The 20,174-nt window shown below is 72.3% G+C and carries 16 protein-coding genes; 6 read left to right on the top strand and 10 right to left on the bottom strand.

Translation table 11 applies throughout. The features are described from left to right. Positions 1-54: 54 nt before the first annotated feature. The 3 genes from PV963_RS36150 to PV963_RS36140 are packed head-to-tail and all read right to left on the bottom strand — an operon-like array spanning position 55 to position 3,928. Complete coding sequence (locus tag PV963_RS36150) at positions 55-2,454, bottom strand: xanthine dehydrogenase family protein molybdopterin-binding subunit (RefSeq protein WP_274820679.1); 2,400 nt, start codon at positions 2,452-2,454, stop codon at positions 55-57. Between the two features lie 2 nt (positions 2,455-2,456). Beyond that, the gene (locus tag PV963_RS36145) at positions 2,457-3,038 is read right to left on the bottom strand and encodes a (2Fe-2S)-binding protein (RefSeq protein WP_274820678.1); all 582 of its coding nucleotides are present in this window, start codon (positions 3,036-3,038) and stop codon (positions 2,457-2,459) included. After that, positions 3,038-3,928 (bottom strand): FAD binding domain-containing protein, encoded by an 891-nt coding sequence (locus PV963_RS36140; protein WP_274820677.1) that lies wholly within the window; start codon positions 3,926-3,928, stop codon positions 3,038-3,040. Before PV963_RS36140 ends, PV963_RS36145 begins: the two co-directional genes overlap by 1 nt. 374 nt (positions 3,929-4,302) lie before the next feature. Here PV963_RS36140 and PV963_RS36135 point away from each other — a divergent pair, with 374 nt between their 5' ends. Together PV963_RS36135 and PV963_RS36130 are read left to right on the top strand one after the other, a co-directional pair. Then, positions 4,303-5,976, top strand: a complete 1,674-nt coding sequence (locus tag PV963_RS36135; protein WP_274820676.1) for a PucR family transcriptional regulator — start codon at positions 4,303-4,305, stop codon at positions 5,974-5,976. Positions 5,977-6,124: 148 nt separating this feature from the next. After that, positions 6,125-6,898, top strand: coding sequence for a hypothetical protein (locus PV963_RS36130; RefSeq protein ID WP_274820675.1), 774 nt, complete (start codon positions 6,125-6,127; stop codon positions 6,896-6,898). A 347-nt stretch (positions 6,899-7,245) separates the two neighbouring features. Here the strand turns inward: PV963_RS36130 and PV963_RS36125 are convergent, their stop codons facing one another. Further along, on the bottom strand, positions 7,246-8,076 hold the full coding sequence (locus PV963_RS36125) for a GntR family transcriptional regulator (RefSeq protein WP_274820674.1): 831 nt from the start codon (positions 8,074-8,076) through the stop codon (positions 7,246-7,248). A 165-nt stretch (positions 8,077-8,241) separates the two neighbouring features. Here PV963_RS36125 and PV963_RS36120 point away from each other — a divergent pair, with 165 nt between their 5' ends. Together PV963_RS36120 and PV963_RS36115 are read left to right on the top strand one after the other, a co-directional pair. Further along, positions 8,242-9,093: a (2Fe-2S)-binding protein gene (locus PV963_RS36120; RefSeq protein WP_274820673.1), complete on the top strand. Its 852-nt coding sequence runs from the start codon at positions 8,242-8,244 to the stop codon at positions 9,091-9,093. Positions 9,094-9,405: 312 nt separating this feature from the next. Next, positions 9,406-10,452: a DUF2637 domain-containing protein gene (locus tag PV963_RS36115; protein WP_274820672.1), complete on the top strand. Its 1,047-nt coding sequence runs from the start codon at positions 9,406-9,408 to the stop codon at positions 10,450-10,452. A gap of 57 nt (positions 10,453-10,509) precedes the next feature. On the opposite strand, the gene PV963_RS36110 is transcribed toward PV963_RS36115, so the two are convergent. Next, positions 10,510-10,992, bottom strand: a complete 483-nt coding sequence (locus PV963_RS36110) for an ATP-binding protein (RefSeq protein WP_274820671.1) — start codon at positions 10,990-10,992, stop codon at positions 10,510-10,512. A gap of 717 nt (positions 10,993-11,709) precedes the next feature. Between PV963_RS36110 and PV963_RS36105 the strand changes: the two genes are divergently transcribed. Continuing rightward, on the top strand, positions 11,710-12,342 hold the full coding sequence (locus tag PV963_RS36105; RefSeq protein WP_274820670.1) for a DUF4352 domain-containing protein: 633 nt from the start codon (positions 11,710-11,712) through the stop codon (positions 12,340-12,342). Positions 12,343-12,436: 94 nt separating this feature from the next. On the opposite strand, the gene PV963_RS36100 is transcribed toward PV963_RS36105, so the two are convergent. Then, positions 12,437-14,233 (bottom strand): protein phosphatase 2C domain-containing protein, encoded by a 1,797-nt coding sequence (locus PV963_RS36100; RefSeq protein ID WP_274820669.1) that lies wholly within the window; start codon positions 14,231-14,233, stop codon positions 12,437-12,439. Positions 14,234-14,443: 210 nt separating this feature from the next. Between PV963_RS36100 and PV963_RS36095 the strand changes: the two genes are divergently transcribed. Then, a complete protein-coding gene (locus PV963_RS36095) occupies positions 14,444-14,926 on the top strand; it encodes a DUF456 domain-containing protein (protein ID WP_274820668.1) in 483 nt (160 codons plus the stop codon). Here PV963_RS36095 and PV963_RS36090 read toward each other — a convergent pair. From PV963_RS36090 to PV963_RS36075, 4 genes are all read right to left on the bottom strand, one after another. Then, positions 14,923-15,408, bottom strand: coding sequence for a methylated-DNA--[protein]-cysteine S-methyltransferase (locus PV963_RS36090; RefSeq protein ID WP_274820667.1), 486 nt, complete (start codon positions 15,406-15,408; stop codon positions 14,923-14,925). The genes PV963_RS36095 and PV963_RS36090 overlap by 4 nt on opposite strands. Beyond that, positions 15,408-16,835, bottom strand: coding sequence for a DNA-3-methyladenine glycosylase 2 family protein (locus tag PV963_RS36085; protein WP_274820666.1), 1,428 nt, complete (start codon positions 16,833-16,835; stop codon positions 15,408-15,410). Before PV963_RS36085 ends, PV963_RS36090 begins: the two co-directional genes overlap by 1 nt. 72 nt (positions 16,836-16,907) lie before the next feature. Next, positions 16,908-18,014: a ribosome small subunit-dependent GTPase A gene (gene rsgA / locus PV963_RS36080; RefSeq protein WP_274820665.1), complete on the bottom strand. Its 1,107-nt coding sequence runs from the start codon at positions 18,012-18,014 to the stop codon at positions 16,908-16,910. 208 nt (positions 18,015-18,222) lie between these two features. Next, a complete protein-coding gene (locus tag PV963_RS36075; RefSeq protein ID WP_274820664.1) occupies positions 18,223-19,713 on the bottom strand; it encodes a cellulose-binding domain-containing protein in 1,491 nt (496 codons plus the stop codon). Positions 19,714-20,174 lie beyond the last annotated feature (461 nt).

Below are 20,174 nucleotides of genomic sequence, written 5' to 3'. Positions count from 1 at the left end.
GAGACGAACGAAGGGGGTCCGGGGGACGTGGTCCCCCGGACGGAACTCTCCTGCTCAGGCCTCGGAGAGTGACGTACCCGTCAGGTGCTCGGGCCGTACCGGAGTCCGGTTCAGCTCGAGCCCGGTCGCGTTCCGGATGGCCGCGAGGACCGCCGGGGTCGACGACAGGGTGGGGGCCTCGCCGACGCCGCGCAGCCCGTACGGGGCGTACTCGTCGGCGAGTTCGAGGACGTCGACCGGGATGGTCGGCGTGTCGAGGATGGTCGGGATCAGGTAGTCCGTGAAGGAGGGGTTCTTCACCTTCGCCGTCTTCGGGTCGACGATTATCTCCTCCATGACCGCCACGCCCAGGCCCTGTGTCGTGCCGCCCTGGATCTGGCCGAGCACGGACAGCGGGTTGAGCGCCTTGCCGACGTCCTGGGCGCAGGCCAGCTCGATGACCTTCACCAGGCCGAGCTCGGTGTCGACCTCGACGACGGCGCGGTGCGCGGCGAAGGAGTACTGCACGTGCCCGTTGCCCTGGCCGGTGCGCAGGTCGAAGGGCTCGGTCGGCCGGTGCCGCCACTCCTCCTCGACCTCGACGGCGTCCTCGCCGAGGACGTCCACCAGGTCGGCCAGCACCTCACCGCCGTCGGTGACGACCTTGCCGCCTTCCAGCAGCAGTTCGGCCGTGGCCCAGGCCGGGTGGTACGACCCGAACTTGCGGCGGCCGGTCTCCAGCACCTTCTCGCGGACCAGCTCACAGGCGTTCTTCACGGCGCCGCCGGTGACGTACGTCTGCCGGGAGGCCGACGTCGAACCGGCGCTGCCCACCCGGGTGTCGGCGGGGTTGATGGTCACCTGCGTGACGCCCAGTTCGGTGCGGGCGATCTGCGCGTGGACCGTGACACCGCCCTGCCCGACCTCGGCCATGGCCGTGTGGACGGTGACGACGGGCTCGCCGCCCACGACCTCCATCCGGACCTTCGCGGTCGAGTAGTCGTCGAACCCCTCGGAGAAGCCCACGTTCTTGATGCCGACCGCGTAGCCGACACCGCGTACGACGCCTTCGCCGTGCGTGGTGTTGGACAGGCCGCCCGGCAGTTGCCGCACGTCGGCGCCCTCGCTGGACTCCCATTGGCGCTCCGGCGGCATCGGCATCGCCTTGACGCGGCGCAGGAGTTCGGCGACCGGGGCCGGCGAGTCGACCGACTGCCCGGTCGGCATGATCGTGCCCTGCTCCATGGCGTTGAGCTGCCGGAACTCCACCGGGTCCATGCCGAGCCTCTTCGCCAGCTTGTCCATCTGCGCCTCGTAGGCGAAGCACGCCTGAACCGCGCCGAAGCCGCGCATGGCGCCGCAGGGCGGGTTGTTGGTGTAGAGGGCGATGGCCTCGATGTCCACGTCGTCGATCACGTACGGGCCCACCGACAGGGAGGAGGCGTTGCCGACGACGGCCGGGGAGGCGGAGGCGTAGGCGCCGCCGTCCAGGACGATCCGGCACTTCATGTGCGTGAGCTTGCCGTCCTTGGTGGCCCCGTGCTCGTAATAGAGCTTCGCCGGGTGGCGGTGGACGTGCCCGAAGAAGGACTCGAACCGGTTGTAGACGATCTTGACCGGCTTGCCCGTGCGCAGCGCCAGCAGGCAGGCGTGGATCTGCATCGACAGGTCCTCGCGGCCGCCGAACGCGCCGCCGACGCCGGACAGCGTCATCCGCACCTTGTCCTCGGGCAGGCCGAGCACGGGCGCGATCTGGCGCAGGTCGCTGTGCAGCCACTGGGTGGCGATGTAGAGGTGGACGCCGCCGTCCTCCTCCGGCACGGCGAGGCCGGACTCGGGGCCGAGGAAGGCCTGGTCCTGCATGCCGAAGGTGTACTCGCCCTCGACGATGACGTCCGCCCGCTCGCGGGCCGCCTCCACGTCACCGCGGACGATCGGCTGGCGGTGGACGATGTTCGGGTGCGGGACGTGCCCGGCGTGGTGGTCGTCGCGGTTCTCGTGGACGAGGATCGCGTCGGGAGCGGTCGCGGAGGCCTCGTCGGTGATGACGGGCAGTTCCCTGTAGTCCACCTTGATCTTGGCGGCGGCGCGGCGCGCGGTCTCCGGGTGGTCGGCGGCGACGATCGCGACCGGCTCGCCGTGGTGGCGGACCTTGCCGTGGGCGAGGACCGGGGTGTCCTGGATCTCCAGCCCGTAGTTCTTCACGTCGGTCGGCAGGTCGTCGTACGTCAGCACGGCGTAGACGCCCGGCGTGGCCAGGGCCTCGCTGGTGTCGATGGACACGATCTCGGCGTGCGCGACGGTCGACCGGAGGATCTGCCCCCACAGCATGTCCTCGTGCCACATGTCGGACGAGTACGCGAACTCGCCGGTGACCTTGAGGGTGCCGTCCGGGCGGAGCGTGGACTCGCCGATGCCGCCCTTGGTGTGCGAGCCCTGGGTGATCTTGGTGGGCGTTCCGTTGGGGGAAGACATGATCAGACCGCCTCTCCCTGCCGGGCGGCCGCGAGGCGGACCGCGTCCATGATCTTCTCGTAGCCGGTGCAGCGGCACAGGTTGCCCGACAGCGCCTCGCGGATGTCCGCGTCGGTCGGGGTCGGGTTGCGCTCCAGCATCTCGTCGGCGGCGACCAGCAGACCGGGCGTGCAGAAGCCGCACTGGACGGCGCCGGCGTCGATGAACGCCTGCTGGATCGGGGAGAGCTCGGTGCCCTCGCCGGTCTGCGAGTCAGTGCCCTTGGCCTCCCACTGCCGGGCGTTCTGGAGCGTCGTACCGCAGGCGCCACTCGCGCAGCCGCCCTCGGCGCGCTGCTTGGCGTAGTCCGCGAGGCCCTCGACGGTGACGACCTCGCGGCCCTCCACCTGCCCCGCCGCCACCAGGCACGAGCACACCGGCACACCGTCCAGCCGGACCGTGCACGAGCCGCACTCGCCCTGCTCGCAGGCGTTCTTCGAGCCCGGCAGGCCGAGCCGCTCCCTCAGCACGTACAGCAGGGACTCGCCCTCCCACACGTCGTCGGCTTCCTGCGGACGGCCGTTGACCGTGAAGTTGACGCGCATCACGCAGCTCCCTCTGTGGTGCGGCGGGTGCCGCGGTAGGACTCCCAGGTCCAGGTCAGCGTGCGGCGGGCCATGACGCCGACCGCGTGGCGGCGGTAGCTCGCGGTGCCCCGGACGTCGTCGATCGGGTTGCAGGCGGCGGAGCACAGGTCCGCGAACTGCTTGGCGACCGACGGGGTGATGATCTTCCCGTTGTCCCAGAAGCCGCCCTCCTCCAGAGCGGCGTTCAGGAACTCCTCGGCGGCCTTGGCCCGAACGGGGGTCGGAGCGGCCGAACCGATGCCGGTCCGCACGGTCCGCGTCTCGGGGTGCAGCGCGAGCCCGAAGGCGCACACGGCGATGACCATCGCGTTCCTGGTCCCCACCTTGGAGAACTGCTGCGGCCCGTCGGCCTTCTTCACATGCACGGCCCGGATCAGCTCGTCGGGGGCCAGCGCGTTGCGCTTGACGCCCGTGTAGAACTCGTCGATCGGGATACGACGCGAGCCGCGCACCGACTCGACCTCCACCTCGGCGCCCGCGGCGAGCAGGGCGGGGTGGGCGTCGCCTGCCGGGGAGGCGGTGCCGAGGTTGCCGCCGACGCCGCCGCGGTTGCGGATCTGCGGGGAGGCGACCGTGTGCGAGGCCAGGGCCAGCCCCGGCAGCTCGGCGCGCAGGTTGTCCATGATCATCGTGTACGGCACGGAGGCACCCAGCCGCACGCTCTCCTCGCCGACCTCCCACTCGGAGAGGTCGCCGATGCGGTTCAGGTCCATGAGGTACTCGGGCCGGCGGTGGTCGAAGTTGATCTCGACCATCACGTCGGTGCCACCCGCGATCGGCACAGCGGTGGGATGCTCGGCTTTCGCGGCGAGCGCCTCCTCCCAGCTGGCGGGGCGAAGGAAGTCCATGACCGGCTCTCTTCTTCGTCTTGTGGGGCGTTCAGATTGAGCCAATCCGTGTGCGGCGGTCCCGGCTCGTTCATGTGCTGTTAACGCGTGGTGGACTCAGTACACAGGGCGGTGCTCGGGCGGGGTCAGTCACGGAAACCATGAAGGAGTTGGCTGGCCAGGACGGGCATCTTGTAGATTCGTATGAACGGAGGCCATCAGAAACCTCCTCGTTTTCCTGTGGAAACGCGCGACACAGCCGCGTGGCCTGGGACACAGCCGGGACACGCTCGGAGGGCGACGAACATCGCCCACCAGCCCACCGAACAGACGTTCACCGCATACCCCACCAAGATCCACCATAGATTTCGAGACAAAGAACGGCGGCGACGAGAATGCGGCTGCGCGCACTGCTGGACACCGACGCGCTGGGCCTCAAGCTGCTCGGCGGCGAGGACGAGCTGGACCGCACCGTGCGCGGTGTGATGACCACCGACCTGCGCGACCCCAGCCGCTACCTCTCGGGCGGCGAGCTGGTGCTCACGGGCCTGGCCTGGCGCCGGGACGCCGCGGACTCGGAGCCCTTCGTCCGGATCCTGGTGCAGGAGGGAGTCACGGCCCTCGCCGCGGGCGAGGCCGAGCTCGGGGACGTACCGGACGACCTGGTCGCGGCCTGCGCCCGCCACCGCCTCCCGCTCTTCGCGGTGCACGAGTCGGTGGCATTCGCGACGATCACCGAGCACGTCGTACGGCAGGTCTCCGGCGAGCGGGCCGGAGACCTCGCGGCCGTGGTCGACCGCCACCGCCGGATGATGACGTCGGGCCCGGCGGGCGGCGGCCCGGACGTGGTCCTGGACCTGCTGGGCTCGGACCTGGACCTGCGCGCCTGGGTGCTCTCCCCCACCGGCCGCCTGATCGCGGGCCCGAAGACGCAGGGCCCCGCCCTCCCCGCCGAGGCCTGCGCCCGGCTGGCGGCGGAACACCTGACCGCCACCCGCACGGGCCGCCGCGCCCCGCACCGCGTCCTCCTGGGCGGCACCACCTACTCCCTCTTCCCGATCCGCTCGACGGGCCGCTCCCCGCAGGCCGCCCGGGACGCCCGCGAGACCGTCCTGTCCGACTGGCTGCTGACGGTCGAGGCGGACGCCGGGGACTGGGCGGAGGAGCGCCTCGACCTGCTCCACGGCGTCACCCAGCTGATCGCGGTCGAGCGGGACCGCCGGGACGCCGCCCGCACGGTCCGCCGCCGCCTCGCCCAGGAGATCCTGGAACTGGTCCAGGCGGGCGCGGCCCCCGCCGAGATCGCCGCCCGCCTCCGGGTGGCCGCCCCGGTCCTGCTGCCGGGCCTCGGCGCCGCGCCGCACTGGCAGGTGGTCGTGGCCCGCGTCGACTGGGACGGCGGCGACGTCGAGGGCGGCCCGGTCGCCCAGGCCCTGCTGGAGGAGATCCTCGTCGACCCCCTGTCGGCGGGCCCGGAACCCTCCGACCGCATCGCCGTGGCCCACACGGGCGACGAGGCCATCGCCCTCGTCCCGCTCCCAGCCGTCGCGACGGAGCCCGACGGCTCCGAGACCGGCGTCCTCGCGGACGCGCTCCTGGAGTCCGTACGGGACCCCCTGACGGCCGGCCTGAACGACGACGGCCGCCTCACACTCGGCGTCAGTGCGGCCGTGCACTCGGCGGAGGGCCTGCGCGGCGCACTGGAGGAGGCCCGCCACGCCCGCCGGGTGGCCGCGGCCCGCCCGGGCCGGGTCTGCGCGGCGGGCCACCAGGAACTGGCCTCCCACGTCCTGCTGTTGCCCTTCGTCCCGGACGACGTCCGCCGCGCCTTCACGGCCCGCCTCCTGGACCCCCTCCGCGACTACGACCGCCGCCACCGCGCCGAGCTGATCCCCACCCTGGAGGCCTTCCTGGACTGCGACGGCTCCTGGACCCGCTGCGCCACCCGGCTCCACCTCCACGTCAATACACTGCGCTACCGGGTGGGCCGCATCGAGCAGTTGACGAGCCGCGACCTGTCGCGCCTGGAGGACAAGCTCGACTTCTTCCTGGCGCTGCGGATGAGCTGAGCCGCGGGGTGTCCGGCCCAAACCCGGGGCGCCCCGGAGTCCCACGACTTTGTGAAATCCTTCACCCACCCTCTTGGCCCGGCCCTCCGATTCGTGCTGAGATGCCGCCACCACTCAACAGCTCGATGGCGTGCTCGGGGAGGGCAACGTGGCGCATACCGCCATGTCTGGTAACGGAACGACCGCCGGTGACGATCCCCTCCAGACCGCGGTATGGCGGCTGCGCTCACGCGCGTGCTGGGCCGACGCGGCCGCCCTGCTGCTACCGGACACCCCCGCGGCGGCGCTGCAACGCGCGTCGCTGCTGGTGGAACGGTGTCTGTACACGGAACAGGGCTGGGAGGAGGCCGAGGACGCCCTGCGCACCGCCGAGGCGCTGGCCCACAGCGACGACGAGCGGGGCGCGGCCGCTTGTGAACGCGGGTACTTGGCCTACGCCGCGACGGTGCTCGCGGTGCGCGACCGGGCCGACGAGGCGCGGGCGGCGCTGGGGCGGGCCGCGGCGCTGATCCCTCCGGGGGCTGAGCAGCGGGCCCTGCTGGACTTCCGTCGCGGGTTGCTCGCGGAGAACCTGGCGCGTTCGCCGCAGGCGGCGCGTGCCGCGTACCGCCGTGCGCACGCGGGGGCGACGGCGCAGTCCGACCCGTTGCTGCTGTCCTTCACATGGCGTCATCTGGCCGGACTCGCCTTGCGGGACGGGGAGTTGGCGGAGGCGCGGCACGGTTTCACGGAGTCGCTGCGGATCCGTGAGGAACTGGGCTATCTCGTCGGTACGGCGCCGGCGCTGGTGTCCCTCGCCGACACGGAGACCGAGCCGGAGGCGGCCCGGCTGCGGGAGGAGGCTCGGCGGTTGTTCCGGTTGCTCGGGGGTGTGCCGACGTGGTTGGCGCGGCAGTTGGCTCCGCCGGCGGCGACGGCTTGACGGCGCTGAAAGGTGCCCGGCGTTGTTGCCCGGGCCGGGTGGGTCCGCCCGGCGCGACGAGGTGCCGCTGCGCCCACCCGTACCGCCCTCAGCGGCACGACTGCCCGCAGCTAGGCGGACCGGCGGCCCGCAGCTCAGCTGAGAGGCAGCCGCACCCGCGTACGCACGGAAGGGGACGTGTCGGGGGGTCTCCGCCCGCAGCGGTTGGCGCGTCAACGGGGAGTTAGTCGGTACGCAACCCCATCGCGCCGTTCCGAGGACGGACACCCCCGGCGCGGCCCCGGCCCACAACCACCACGTAGGCGCAGGCCCGCGCCCCCACCGGCGAGCAAGCGCAAGCGCCCCGCTCAGCCCGCGCCCGCGAAGTGCTCCCCCACCAGCGCCCGCACCACGTCCAGGTCCCGGGCGATCAACGCGTCCAGCAACGCCGTGTGTTCATGTGCGTCCGCCACCAGATCAGCCCGGCCTCGCATCCCCGGCCCGCTCCCGACCAGCGGCCACTGCGCCCGCCGGTGCAGGTCCTCCGCGATCTGGACGAGCTGCTCGTTCCCGGAGAGGGACAGCACGGCCCGGTGGAACCCCCGGTCGGACTCCGCGTAGGTCGCGCGGCAGCCGGAGGACGCCGCGCGGACCGTCGCCTCGGCGAGGGGACGCAGCTCGGCCCAGCGCTCCGCCGGCACGGTGCGGGCCAGCCGCAGCATCACCGGCACCTCGATCAGCGCCCGCACCTCGGCCAGCTCCGCCAGCTCCCGCACCCCCCGCTCGACCACCCGGAACCCGCGGTTCGGCACGACCTCGACGGCACCCTCGATGGCCAGCTGCTGCATGGCTTCCCGTACCGGCGTCGCGGAGACGCCGAACCGCTCGCCCAGCACCGGCGCCGAGTACACCTCCCCGGGCCTGAGATCCCCGGCCACCAGCGCGGCCCGCAGCGCGTCCACGATCTGCCCGCGCACCGAGGACCGCTGCACGACGGGCCGGCCTCGCGGAGCGGACGGCAGGGCGGGCTCACTGTGCGTGTGCTCCCCCCGGACCACCTCGCAGGCCCCACCAGCCCCAGGCCTCATCCGACCCACATCCGCCACTCCAGGCTGCTGCGGCACCCTGACCTGTCCACCCGGAACCTCGGCACTCGGCACCCCCGCCTCGGCGGAAGAGCCCTGCGCGCCCTGCTTCACGGCTCCTCCTCCGGACGTATCGGTACTTGGGGTCATTACGGCGGGTTGTTACTCGTCCGTCAAGCACGATAAGCGCACCGGCCGTCAGTTCAAATCCCAGCGATCTTGGGTAAGGTAAGGCTTACCTTCAAGCGACCCGTTCAACAGACGCGGACCGGTGATCCCATGCCCCTGCCCCCTTCGACCCTCTCCGGCGCGTACGCCCGTCTGGCCGAGGTCCTCCCGGGGCTGGCCATCACCGAACTGACCGCCGAGGACGAGGCTCCCCAGGGCGGCAACTGGATCACCGCCGCCGCGCTCGCGGAAGCCGGTCCCGCCCTCGACGCCTTCCTGTCCTGGGACGACGCCCAGATCCGCCGGGACTACGACCGGCAGGCACGCCCCGACGTGATCGCCAGCTTCGGCCTGCACCGATACGCCTGGCCCGCCTGCCTCCTGATCACCGTCCCCTGGTTCCTGCACCACCGCGTGCCCCGCTATCCCGTGACGCACGTCTCGTACGACCGCACCGCCCCCGGCCACCCCGTCGGCCACCTGGCCGTCCGCCCGGCCGGTTTCGCCTGTCTGCCCGGCGACGAGGCCGCCGCGCTGCCCGGCGCCCGGGTCGTCCCGGACGAGGAGGCACTGCGGGCCGAGGTGCGGTCGGCGGTCGCCGCGCACATGGAGCCGGTCCTGGCCGGTTTTGGACCCAGGATGCGGCGCCGCGGCCGGGCCCTGTGGGGCATGGCGACGGACGAGATCGTCGAGGGACTCTGGTACGTCGCCCAACTGCTCGGCGAGATCGAGGAGCGGCGTGCGATGCGCGAGCTGGAGTTGCTCCTGCCGGGCGCGACCAAGCCGTACGTGGGCACGGCGGCCTTCCGCGAGCTGACCGGCCCCCGCGGCGAGCCGCTGCGCACCCGGGACCGCGCGAGCTGCTGCATGTTCTACACCCTGCGCCCCGAGGACACCTGCGCCACCTGCCCGCGCACCTGCGACGCCGACCGGGTCACCAAGCTGCTGGCCACGGCCGGTTGAGTCACCACGGGCAGACACGGGCCGAGCAGCCCCCACCACCTCGTAAGATCATCACGAAACCGGCCACCCACATGCGTGCAGCCGATTCACAACTTCCTCACGGGTCACGGCAACTTTCCGTGGAACCACCCGTGCGGGTAGTCTTCTTCGAACTCAACTCTCGCCCCTCACGCGGCAGTTCGAGCAGAATGCCGCCCTGGGCAATCCCTTGCACTTCCTTGGCGGCCTCTTGCCCCGAAACCCCCTGAGGGCCGGTGGGATTGGGCCACTATGGCGGGCGTTACGCCCTATCCCAATGCAAGGACCACCCAGATGAGACTGACCGACATATCGCTGAACTGGCTGCTTCCGGGCGCCGTGCTTCTCCTGGGCATGCTGGCGGCGGTGGCGGTGCTCGCGCGCGGCAAGCGCTCCTCGGTCAAAGACACGAGCGCGGACGATTCCTGGGAGCGCAGCGAGGAACGCCGCAGACGCAAGGAGGCCCTCTACGGCACCGTCTCCTACGTCCTTCTTTTCTGCTGCGCGGCCGTCGCCGCCGCGCTTTCCTTCCACGGCCTGGTCGGCTTCGGCGAGCAGAACCTCGGGCTCTCCGACGGCTGGCAGTACCTCGTCCCGTTCGGCCTGGACGGCGCGGCGATGTTCTGCTCCGTGCTCGCGGTGCGCGAGGCCAGCCACGGTGACGCCGCGCTCGGCTCCCGGATACTGGTCTGGACGTTCGCGTTCGCCGCGGCCTGGTTCAACTGGGTGCACGCGCCCAGGGGCGCCGGCCACGCGGGTGCCCCCCACTTCTTCGCGGGCATGTCGCTCTCGGCGGCGGTGCTCTTCGACCGCGCGCTGAAGCAGACCCGCCGGGCCGCCCTGCGGGAGCAGGGCCTGGTGCCGCGCCCGCTGCCGCAGATCCGTATCGTGCGCTGGCTGCGGGCCCCCCGGGAGACGTACAAGGCCTGGTCGCTGATGCTCCTGGAGGGTGTGCGCAGCCTGGACGAGGCCGTCGACGAGGTGCGCGAGGACAAGCGCAAGAAGGACGCCGACCGGCAGCGGCGCCGCGACCAGCAGCGCGTGGAGCGGGCCCAGTTGAAGGCGATCAGCCGCGGTCACCGCGGCTACCTCGGCCGCGGTGGCGGTGGCGGCCGGCAGCTGGAGGTGCAGGTGGAGCGCGGCTCCTCGCAGGTCTCCGCGGAGCCTGCCATATCCGGGCCGGAGCAACTGCCCGTCCCCTCGCGTCCCTCCCTTCAGCCCGTTCGCCGCGGAGCTGACCCGGTGACCGTCGACCTCACCGCTGAGGACGACACCATGGCGCTGCCGCGCCTCGATTCCCTGGAGCGCAAGCTCAAGGACCTGGAGCAGCAGTTCGGCTGACCGAGCCGCACGGAGCCGGGAAGGGGGCGTGGCCTGCGGGCCGCGCCCCTTCTCCGTTCACGCCGCCTCGGCCTCCAGCTCGAACCAGACGGCCTTGCCCACTCCGTGCGCCCTGACCCCCCAGGCGTCCGCGAGGGACTGCACCAGGAACAGGCCCCTGCCGTTCGTACCGTCGTCGGCGACCGGTACGCGCAGCCGGGGTCGGCGGGCCACGAAGTCCCGTACCTCCACCCGTAGTCCACGCGGTCCGACGGTGGCCGTCAGGACCGCGTCGTGGTCGGTGTGGACGATCGCGTTGGTGACGAGTTCGCTGGTGAGCAGTTCCGCCACGTCCGATCGTGCGGTCCTCCCCCACTGCCCGAGCAGCTCCCGCAGGGCCCTGCGGGCCTCCGGCACGGCCCGTAGGTCCGCCCGCCCGAGTCTGCGCCTCAACTGAGGCGCCGGCGCCTGCTCCGTGACGTCTTCGGCCTTGTCCTCCACCGTTTTCGCCGAGAAGGCCCCGATCGTTATGGGACCACCTCCTCGTGCCTGCCTCTCCATGACCCCCGCCTGCGCGCCGATGTCGGTTCCCCTCCAGCTCGAACACGTTCACGGGGATCCATGCCCCGTCGGGAACGCGACAGTCATGTCGAATCGTCAACCCCCGGGTGTTCGGCCACGTGGCCGGGGCCGGCGGGCCGGGCGGAGGGCTCCTGAGCGGTACGGCGGCGGGGAGGAGGGGGACAAGAGGGTAGCCGGTGGGCGTCCCGCTGTGGATCCTGACCGCCGGAGATCGGACGAACTGCCGATGGCCGGCTGCCGATCCTTCCGTACACGGCGAAGGGCTGGGGCAGCCGGTATCCCTGCGCGGCGGTCCGGTGAAGTTGGCCGAAGTACGACGGTCTTGCCCGTCGTTTCCCGGCCGGTACAGCTTGTTGACGGCAGTGGTCGTGGTCTTCTTGAAGGCGGGCACGGGCACGGGCGCGTCGCCGAAGTCGCCCATCTGTCCGCGCGTCACCAACCTCTCCGGACGGCACATCTGGATGGTCCCCGTCTGTAGCAGGTAGCCCACAGACACGCTCGTCGGAGAACACCATGGTGCATGCGTAGTTGTCCCTGCGCAGCACACGGGCTCTCCTGCGTGGCCAGTCCTTCGGAAGGCGGGCTCTGCGCGTGCCTCCTGACCAGGCCGTAACGCCTCCTCGTCCTGCGCCGATGCCTTACGCTTGCTGCTCCGTGTGGCCAGGGGAGGCCACCGAGTCATGGGGGGGATGCGCCATGCGCGCCTACATTCGCCGTGCCTGCGTGCCGGCAGTCCTGATATCCGCCGTCCTGCTGACGGGCTGTTCGTCAGCAAGCGACTCCGGCGACGACGCGGCTCCGAAGCTGTCCGCCTCAGCGGAGCCCATTGAGCAACAGCCGTCGGAGGAGCCGTCGGAAACGGGGTCCTCGTCCGCCCCTGGTCCCGTTCTGGAAGTCGGGGAAACGGGAGAGTTCGAGACTGGCAAGACCGACGAGTACGGCGAGAACTACAAGGTCACGTCGAAGATGTCGGTCAAGGTCGTCAGCGCGGAGTACGTGACTGCGGAGCAGATCGACACGTCAAACGAGCCGCAGAACGGCGAGTACGTGAAACTGACGCTGACGTTGAAGAACGTGGGTACGGCGCCGGCTGAGTTCTCGTCCTACGGCATGATGCAGTGGGAGAGCACCGACACTGCCGCACAGGACGCCTCCACGCTGGAGGGTGTCGGCGAAGGCCAGGATCTCGACACGACGTACAAGCCGGGTCAGTCCGTCACCGGGACGCTCGTACTCGACGTCGGCGACGAGGGCGGGACCGTGAGCTACGTCGGGTCGGAGGATCCGAACGCAGAGGGTCCGGTGTTCTCTGTGGAGCTGCCCAAGTAAGCCGTTCCGCGACGTTCTGTTTGGCCATGGCTCTCGTCTGCCCCTTCGGTCTCATGAGATCCCTCCGGGTTCCCTCAAGTCACATGAGACGCCGTCACGCCTCCCAAACGGCCGCGGCCGTACGGTCGTCCGCGTAACCCTTGACCCGTACTTGGGTGTCCGCGAGGAACGCGGCGAGGCCGGGCGGCTCGGGGCGGGACCACCGCTCGGCGAGGTAGTCGCCCAGTTCGGGTTCGCCGCGCAGCGGGTCGGCGAGGCCGCCGCTGCACACGAGGAGCGTGTCACCCGGGCGGGCGACGGAGGTACGGAAGCGGAAGGGTTCGCGGGGTGGTTCCGGGGCCGGCTCGTAGGGGCTGGGCGGGGTCGGTATGCCGAGGTCCATGGTGAGCCGGTCGCCCTCGGGCGTCTCGGAGGGCGGCGATCCGAATCCCACGACGGGTTCGCCCTTGATCTCGGCGACCTGCGGTTCGATGTCCTGCCACTCGCCGTCCCGCAGCCGGAACAGCCCGCCGGACCCGACGCCGAAGAAGACGCGGGTACGGCACTCGGGGTCGGCGGGCAGCAGCAGACAGCGCAGGCCGGCCGCGTACTCCTCCGGGGCGACGCCCTGTTCGGCGGCGCTGGCGCGGAGCTTGCCGAGGCTGCGGTCGGTGAGGCGGTGCAGCCCGGACTTGAGGTCGCCGCGCCGCCCCGCCCTTATGTCCTCCACGAGCCGCGTGTGACTGCGTCCGACGGCCCGCCCGATCCAGTGACAGGCCTCGGCGGCGGCCCGGTGCGCCCCCGGCGTGGCCCGGGTCCCGGTCGCCATCGCCACCAGCAGCAACGCCTGCTCGCCGGTGCCGAACCGGGCGGTCAGCAACGAATCCCGCCGCGGCTCCCCCCGATACCGCGCGGAGTCCCCCCGCACGGACACGGCCCGCAACGTGCAGGCCCCGTACCGGGCCCCGTCGAGCTCGGTGTCCGCGACCAGGTCGTCCAGTTCATCGGGATCGGCGAGCGGGAGGGCGGTGGGTTCGGCATCGTAGGTGGGCGGCCGCGAGCCGACGTAGCCACGCGGCCGGGGGGCGTACGCGGGGCGCTCGAAGGCGGGTTCGGGCTGGTCGGGCGGTGGTGGTGGCGGCGGGTCGGCGGGACGTGGTGGGGGCGGCGGATCGGCGGGACGTGGTGGTGAGGGCGGCGGATCGGCTGGGGCGCGGGATGCGGTCCCGCCGGCCCGGGGGACGCGGATCGCGGCCTCGTCGGGCTCGGTCTCGGGGAACTCAGCGCCGCCCGGATCGGGGGCACCGGCCGCAGCCCCGCCGGGGCCGGGCTCGGCTGTCGGCGCTGTGGGTCCCCTGGGCGGGGCGCCCGCCGTGGTGGAACGGCCCTCGGGGCTCGGCCAGAAGGGAGGGGCCGGGGGTGGCGGGGGGACGGTCGGTGGGGCGGGGGACTTCCGCGCGGTGGGGATCGTCGCCGCGGGGGGCTCCCCCGGACTGTCCGACTGGCTGTGGGGCGTGGACGACCCGGCCGCGCCGCCCGTGGGCGTTCGCCCGCCCGTCCGTGTCCGCTCACCGTCCCCGGGTTCCCGCTCCCGTCCCTGCCGTTTCACCGCGGTCGGGAAGGTCACCGGGCCCGTGGGCCGCGCGGGCGGTGGTTCCCAGGGGGCGCGCTGCGGTGGCGGGCCGGAGGCACGTGGGGTGTCCATGGTGTCGTCGGCCCCTGCCCGAGGCGCCGGAACCACCGGTCCGGAGACGGAAACGCCCCGGTCGCCCACCGCCCCCGCCGCCGAGGCGAAGCGGTCGTCGAGGGAATCGGGTGCGGGTGCGGGACCCGTGTCGCCGGTGGAGTCGTCGTACAACTGCCCCCACCAGTCGTCCTCGGGACCGGTGGGCCTTCCCCCCTGCTGGCTCATGCCCCTAATTGTCCACCGCACGGGCCGGATGAAAACGGGGCTTGTGGAAAAACCGGCCTTCCACGGCACCGCGAACGGCGCGTCGAGTGAGCCGTAGAACGGTCATGCGATATGGGGCGTATCGGTGGCCGCGACCGGCTGACCTGCGGGTCTGGACCACGAACACGCTTCTGACCTGCGCCTTCTCCCGCGTTCCGGCAGGCTGGTTGGATGGGAGTGTGGGACCTCCTGCTGGTCGGGCTGGTCATCCTGCTCGGTCTGTACGGAGTGCTGCTGCCCGCGGTGCCCGGGTCGTTGCTGGTGTGGGCCGCGGTCATGTGGTGGGCGCTGAAGGATCCGCAGCCGGTCGCATGGTGGGTCCTGGTGGGAGCCACGGCCCTGATGTTCGTCTCCCAGGGCGTGCGCTGGGCCCTGCCACCCCGGCGGCTGCGGGCGAGCGGCGCCACCCACCGCATGCTGGGCTACGCCGGAGCGGGATCCACCCTCGGCTTCGTCCTGCTCCCGGTCATCGGCGCGATCCCCGGCTTCCTGGCCGGCATCTACCTCGCCGAACGCCTCCGCCTCGGCCGGCACGCCGAAGCCGTCGCGGCCCTGCGCACGGCGATGCGCTCGGGCGGCTCCAGCGTGCTGGTGGAACTGTTCACCTGCCAGGTGATCGCGGCGGCATGGGTGGGGGCCGTTTTCAGCTCCTAGAGGACACCCTCGTGCGTGAGCAGCCGTACCTTGCGCTCCAGGCCCCCCGCGTAGCCGGTCAGTGTCCCGTCGGCCCCGATCACGCGGTGGCACGGGCGGAGCACCAGCAGCGGATTGGCGCCGATCGCCCCGCCCACGGCCCGTACGGCCGCCCTGGACGCTCCGATGCGCGCGGCGATCTCGCCGTAGGTCACGGTCGAGCCGTAGGGGATGTCGTCCAGCGCGGCCCAGACCTTCTCCCGGAAGACCGAGCCGTCGGTGCGCCACGCCAGCCGGAACTCCTTCAGTTCCCCGGCGAAGTAGGCGGCGAGTTGCTCCCCGGCCTCGCGGAAGGGCCCCGGGTCCTGCCGCCAGTCGTCCCGCACCACGCGTCCGCCCTTCTGCCCGGGCACGGACAGCGAGGTCAGCGCGCCGTCCGGGGCGGCGGTGAGGAGCAGCGGCCCGAGCGGGGAGGCCACGTTCGTCCAGTACGTCGAGGTCATCACAACTCCCACTTCCCTGCTGCGCGCAGGTGGTTCAGGGCGTACGAGCGCCAGGGGCGCCAGCTGTCGGGGACGTCGGCGCCGGGTGGGGCCACGTCCGGGTCGCCGAGGGCGCGGGTGCGGATCTCGGCGATCGTGCGGGCGTCCAGGCCGGGCACGGCACGCAGGGCGTCCTGCGCGTCGTCCCGGTCGGCGCCGGGGTCCAGGCGTACGGCGTGGTCGGCGAGGGCGGCGGTGAGCGCGCCGAGGGTGCCGCCGGGTTCGGCGCCGGCGAGGACGGCCGGCTCGGGGAAGAGGTGGGTGAGACTGCCGCAGGGGGCGTCGAGGGCCTTGCCGTAGCGCCGTACGAGCCGTTCCGCCTCCGCCCGGCCGACCAGTGCGCGTACCGCGAGTTCCTCCGGGTCGGCGGTGCCCGGCGAGCGCAGGCCGGGCCGGGCGGCGACCAAGGGGGCGAGCACCGGGTCGGCGCCGAGGCGCTCGTCGACGGCGTAGGGGTCGGCGTCGAGGTCGAACTGCCGCCGCAGCCGCTGTACGGCGGTGGTGAGGTCACGGGGGTCGGTGAGGTGCAGCCGGGCGTCGAGCCAGCCGCCCGGGTGGGCGCCGGACCCGGTCCTGGCGGTGCCGGGGCGTTCGTCGACGGCGACGATGCCGGTGCCGTACGGGAGGCGGAGCGTGCGCCGGTAGGTGCGTGCGCCGGGCGGGCCGCCGACCTCCTCGATGCCGGGCACGGCCTCGCGTTCCAGCAGGTCGAAGACGGTACCGGCCTGGTAGGGGCCGCGGTGGGCGAGCCGTAGCGGGATCCCGGCGTTCGGGGTGGCCGTACGACGGGCCCGCCCGCTCTTCGGTGCGGCGGCGCGCAGCTCGCTCGGGGTCGACGCGTACACGGCCCGGATGGTGTCGTTGAACTGCCGCACGCTGGCGAAGCCCGAGGCGAACGCGATCTCGGTGATCGGCAGGTCGGTGGTCTGCACCAGGACGCGCGCGGTGTGGGCCCGCTGGGCGCGGGCGAGGGCGACCGGCCCGGCGCCGAGCTCCGCGGTGAGCTGCCGCTGCACCTGCCGTGCGCTGTAGCCGAGCCGTCCGGCGAGCCCGGCGACGCCCTCCCGGTCGACCACGCCGTCGGCGATCAGCCGCATGGCCCGGCCCACCACGTCCGCGCGGACGTTCCACTCGGCGGAGCCGGGCACGGCGTCCGGCCGGCACCGCCGGCAGGCCCGGAAGCCCGAGCTCTGCGCGGCGGCGGCCGTGGCGAAGAACCGTACGTTGGCCCGCTTCGGGGTGACCGCGGGGCAGCTCGGCCGGCAGTAGATGCCGGTCGTCTCGACGGCGAAGAAGAAGGCGCCGTCGAAACGCCCGTCACGACTGCGTACGGCTTCGTACCGGGGGTCTCCCCCCGTGTCTTCGTCCCTTGTGTCCTCGTCCCTCACGGTGTCCAGTCTCCGCCGTCGACGGGGCTGCCGCTGGCGGAAATCGGACACGGCGCTTCGGACACCGGGCGGCTACGAACGCCAGTGCGGTCCGCGCTTGGCCTCCATCGCGGCCCTTCCGATCGCGCCCTTGCGCTTCCAGTCCTTGCGGATCTCCGCCCGGAGCCGGGCGTCCGTCTTGGCGACGATGCGCTGGTTCTCCCGCAGGAGCTTGCGGTAGCTGTGCAACCGCCGCTCCGGCAGTTCACCGGACTCGATGGCGGCGAGCACGGCGCACCCGGGCTCGGCCTCGTGGGCGCAGTCGTGGAAGCGGCACCGCTCGGCCAGTTCCTCGATCTCGGAGAACACCTGCCCGACGCCGCTCTCGGCGTCCCACAGCCCGACGCCCCGCAGTCCGGGTGTGTCGATCAGGACGCCCCCGCCGGGCAGGGCGAGCAGGTTGCGGGTGGTCGTGGTGTGGCGGCCCTTGCCGTCGACGTCCCGGGTGGCCTGGACGACCATGACGTCCTCGCCGAGCAGCGCGTTGGCGAGGGTCGACTTGCCCGCGCCGGACTGCCCGAGCAGCACGGACGTACCACCGCCGACGATCGCCGCGACCACGTCGAGACCGTCCCCACCCAGCGAGCTGACGGGCACCACCGGCACGCCGGGCGCGCTGGTCTCCACGTCCTGGACGAGGTGGGCGACGGTTTCGGCTTCCGGCACGAGGTCGGCCTTGGTGAGGACGACGACGGGCTGCGCCCCGGACTCCCAGGCGAGCGCGAGGAACCGTTCGATACGCCCGAGGTCGAGCTCGACGGAGAGGGGCACGGCGACGATGGCGTGGTCGACGTTGGCCGCGAGGATCTGCCCCTCGGACCGCTGGGAGGAGGTGGAGCGGACGAACGCCGTGCGGCGTGGCAGATACGCGCGGACGTAACGCGGGTTCCCGCCGGGTTCGACGGCGACCCAGTCGCCGGTGCAGACGACCCGCAGGGGGTCGTGCGGGGTGACGAAGGCGGTGTCGGCGCGCAGCACGCCGTCGGCGGTGACGACGTCGCACTGCCCGCGGTCGACCCGGATCACGCGTCCGGGCAGCAGTCCTTCGGTGACGTAGGGGGCGAACTCGTCCGCCCACGCGTCGTCCCAGCCGTAGGGGGCGAGCGCGGAGGAAACGGATGAGGCAGAGCTGGAAGTCAAGGGTGACCCTTCCCAAGGTCGGCCCCCGGCCCGACAGTCGGTCGGATCAGCCGGCGGCCACGGAGGTGGACTTGATGGATTCCTGGATGCGGGCAGCGCCCATCGCAATGACAGCCATCGGTCAACACCTCCTCGATCCTCGGCTCTTCGTGATCCCTCGACCCTTCGTGGAACCGCCGTCACGGTATCCCGTCACGGCCAAGTCGCGTCAACTGCTTTTCGCGCAGTCCTGGCCGTTCAGCGTGAAGTCGTACGGCGGGGAGTTCTTGCCGCGCCAGGAGGCGAGGAAGCCGAAGGCCAGGTCGCCGCCCGCGGGGACCGACTTGTTGTAGTCGGCGGCGGTGGCGCTGACCCGGGAGCCGTCCTGGGAGACGGAGGCGTCCCACATCTGGCCGACCTGCTGGCCGTCTCGGAAGGACCAGGACACGCGCCAGGAGTCGAGGGACTTGCTGCTGGTGACGGTGACGGTGGCCTGGAAGCCGTCGGGCCACTGGTTGACCAGGTCGTACTCGACCCGGCAGGCGGGGTCCTCGCTCTCGCCGCCCTCCGTGGGAGAGGAGGTGCCCTGCGGTTCGGTGTGGCGGTTCCTGTCTTCCGGTTTGCCGGGCTTCTCCGACTTGCTCGTGTCCTCGGTGGCCTTGTCGGCCGGCTTCGAGGTCGCGGGAGGCAGAGTGGGCGCGGACGGCAGGGGTGGGTCGGGGTTGGGGTCGGCCACCGGCTGACGGCCGGCGTCGTCGCGTGCCCCGAAGTCGTCGTCGGAGCCGCCGAAGGGCATCAGCGAGACGCCGAGCGCGAGGACGGAGACCAGGACGGCCGCCACGAAGAGGCCGTTGCGGGCGACGCGCGCCTTCTGCTCCGCCTCATCCGGTTCTCCGGTCGCCTTGTCCGCCGGGCCGGGGCGGCCGGCGCCGAGCCGTACCTCGGCGGCGCGGCGGCGGCGCTCCAGGTAGGCGAGGCCGCCCCAGCCGATCACCCCGCCGGCCAGCGCCCCGGGCAGTCCGCCGCCGTGCAGCCGCAGACAGGCGGCGGCCTCGGCGCACTGGACGCAGGTGGCGAGGTGCCGGGAGAGGTCGACCGGGGTGTCGGCGGCCGAGGAGCGGGTGACGGCGTCCAGCAGCCGGGCGTAGCTGCGGCACTGGGCGTCCATCGGGGTGTCGAGGTGGTTGCGGTGGCAGCGGTCCCGGAACAGGGTGCGCACCTGCTGGAGTTCGTCGGCGGCGGTGGCCGGGTCGAGGCCCAGGCGGCGGGCGACCACGGGCAGCGGCAGCGCCTCCACCTCGGCCAGCCACAGCAGTGCCGCGTCGGCCTGCTGGAGGTCGCGCAGGCCGCGCAGCGCGAGCGGGCGCGTCAAGGGCGGGCCGGTGTAGCGGGCGGCCTTGTCCGAGTTGAGCCACAGGCGCAGGTCGGGGTCGAGTTTGTGGCCCTGGCCCTCCTCTTCCCACGCTGCTGCCGTGGTGCGTACGGCGGTCAGCAGCAGGGGTATCCGGGGCAGCCGGGCGGCGCGGCGGCCGGCGCTGCGCACCACGCCGGTCTCGGCCGCGCGGGCCTCACGTGTGCCGTGTGCGAACGCCTCGCGGCCCAGCTGTGCGGCGGCCGTGGAGCCGGACGTGCACAGGTCGGCGTAGGCGAGGACCGCGTCCCAGCACTCGGAGAACAGCGCGGCCTCGGCGGCGTCCTGAGGGGTCGGCAGGTCGGGCATGGGTCTCCTGCATCCACAAGCGAGGTCAACTCACCGTATTGGCAATGGAGTTGGGGGGAACCTCGAGGCAGGGCAAGAGCTTTTCACGCCACCCACACAACTGACAAGCGCCCTGTTCAGATATCAGGATAGGGCGGCGTGCCCCCACGGCTCCGGCGTCGGTATGCCGTACGGACACAACCGCCCTGCGACTCAACGCCGTACCGCAATGATGGACGACGTCATCGAAGCGTTATCAAACAGCGGTGGGTTCGTCCGCCAGCAGGGTCGCCATTCTCCTTTGGGAACCGTAGCGATGCGTCGTTTCCGTCGGCGTCATGCCGTGTGTCCTGGTACCGGTGTCGGTGTCGTATGTGAGTGTGCCGATCGAATACGTGACCTTTTCGCGGGAGTGTCGTTGATCGGATGACAGCACCACGGGCGGAAAGGGGGGCCGATGAGCCGGAAGCTGCCGCTCCGCG

Origin of the sequence: Streptomyces coeruleorubidus (assembly GCF_028885415.1) — a bacterium.
In the GTDB taxonomy this organism is placed as follows: domain Bacteria; phylum Actinomycetota; class Actinomycetes; order Streptomycetales; family Streptomycetaceae; genus Streptomyces; species Streptomyces coeruleorubidus_A.
The sequence above is the reverse complement of the archived record's forward strand: the minus strand, read 5'-3'. Positions and strand labels throughout refer to the sequence as shown.

Excerpts from the sequence above, each read along its gene's own strand:
- PV963_RS36115 (WP_274820672.1), top strand. The coding sequence starts at position 9,406 with ATGAGACTGACCGACATATCGCTGAACTGGCTGCTTCCGGGCGCCGTG.
- PV963_RS36105 (WP_274820670.1), top strand. The coding sequence starts at position 11,710 with ATGCGCGCCTACATTCGCCGTGCCTGCGTGCCGGCAGTCCTGATATCC.
- PV963_RS36150 (WP_274820679.1), bottom strand. The coding sequence starts at position 2,454 with ATGTCTTCCCCCAACGGAACGCCCACCAAGATCACCCAGGGCTCGCAC.
- PV963_RS36145 (WP_274820678.1), bottom strand. The coding sequence starts at position 3,038 with ATGCGCGTCAACTTCACGGTCAACGGCCGTCCGCAGGAAGCCGACGAC.
- PV963_RS36095 (WP_274820668.1), top strand. The coding sequence starts at position 14,444 with ATGGGAGTGTGGGACCTCCTGCTGGTCGGGCTGGTCATCCTGCTCGGT.
- PV963_RS36110 (WP_274820671.1), bottom strand. The coding sequence starts at position 10,992 with ATGGAGAGGCAGGCACGAGGAGGTGGTCCCATAACGATCGGGGCCTTC.
- PV963_RS36075 (WP_274820664.1), bottom strand. The coding sequence starts at position 19,713 with ATGCCCGACCTGCCGACCCCTCAGGACGCCGCCGAGGCCGCGCTGTTC.
- PV963_RS36140 (WP_274820677.1), bottom strand. The coding sequence starts at position 3,928 with ATGGACTTCCTTCGCCCCGCCAGCTGGGAGGAGGCGCTCGCCGCGAAA.
- PV963_RS36100 (WP_274820669.1), bottom strand. The coding sequence starts at position 14,233 with ATGAGCCAGCAGGGGGGAAGGCCCACCGGTCCCGAGGACGACTGGTGG.
- PV963_RS36135 (WP_274820676.1), top strand. The coding sequence starts at position 4,303 with ATGCGGCTGCGCGCACTGCTGGACACCGACGCGCTGGGCCTCAAGCTG.
- PV963_RS36090 (WP_274820667.1), bottom strand. The coding sequence starts at position 15,408 with ATGACCTCGACGTACTGGACGAACGTGGCCTCCCCGCTCGGGCCGCTG.
- PV963_RS36120 (WP_274820673.1), top strand. The coding sequence starts at position 8,242 with ATGCCCCTGCCCCCTTCGACCCTCTCCGGCGCGTACGCCCGTCTGGCC.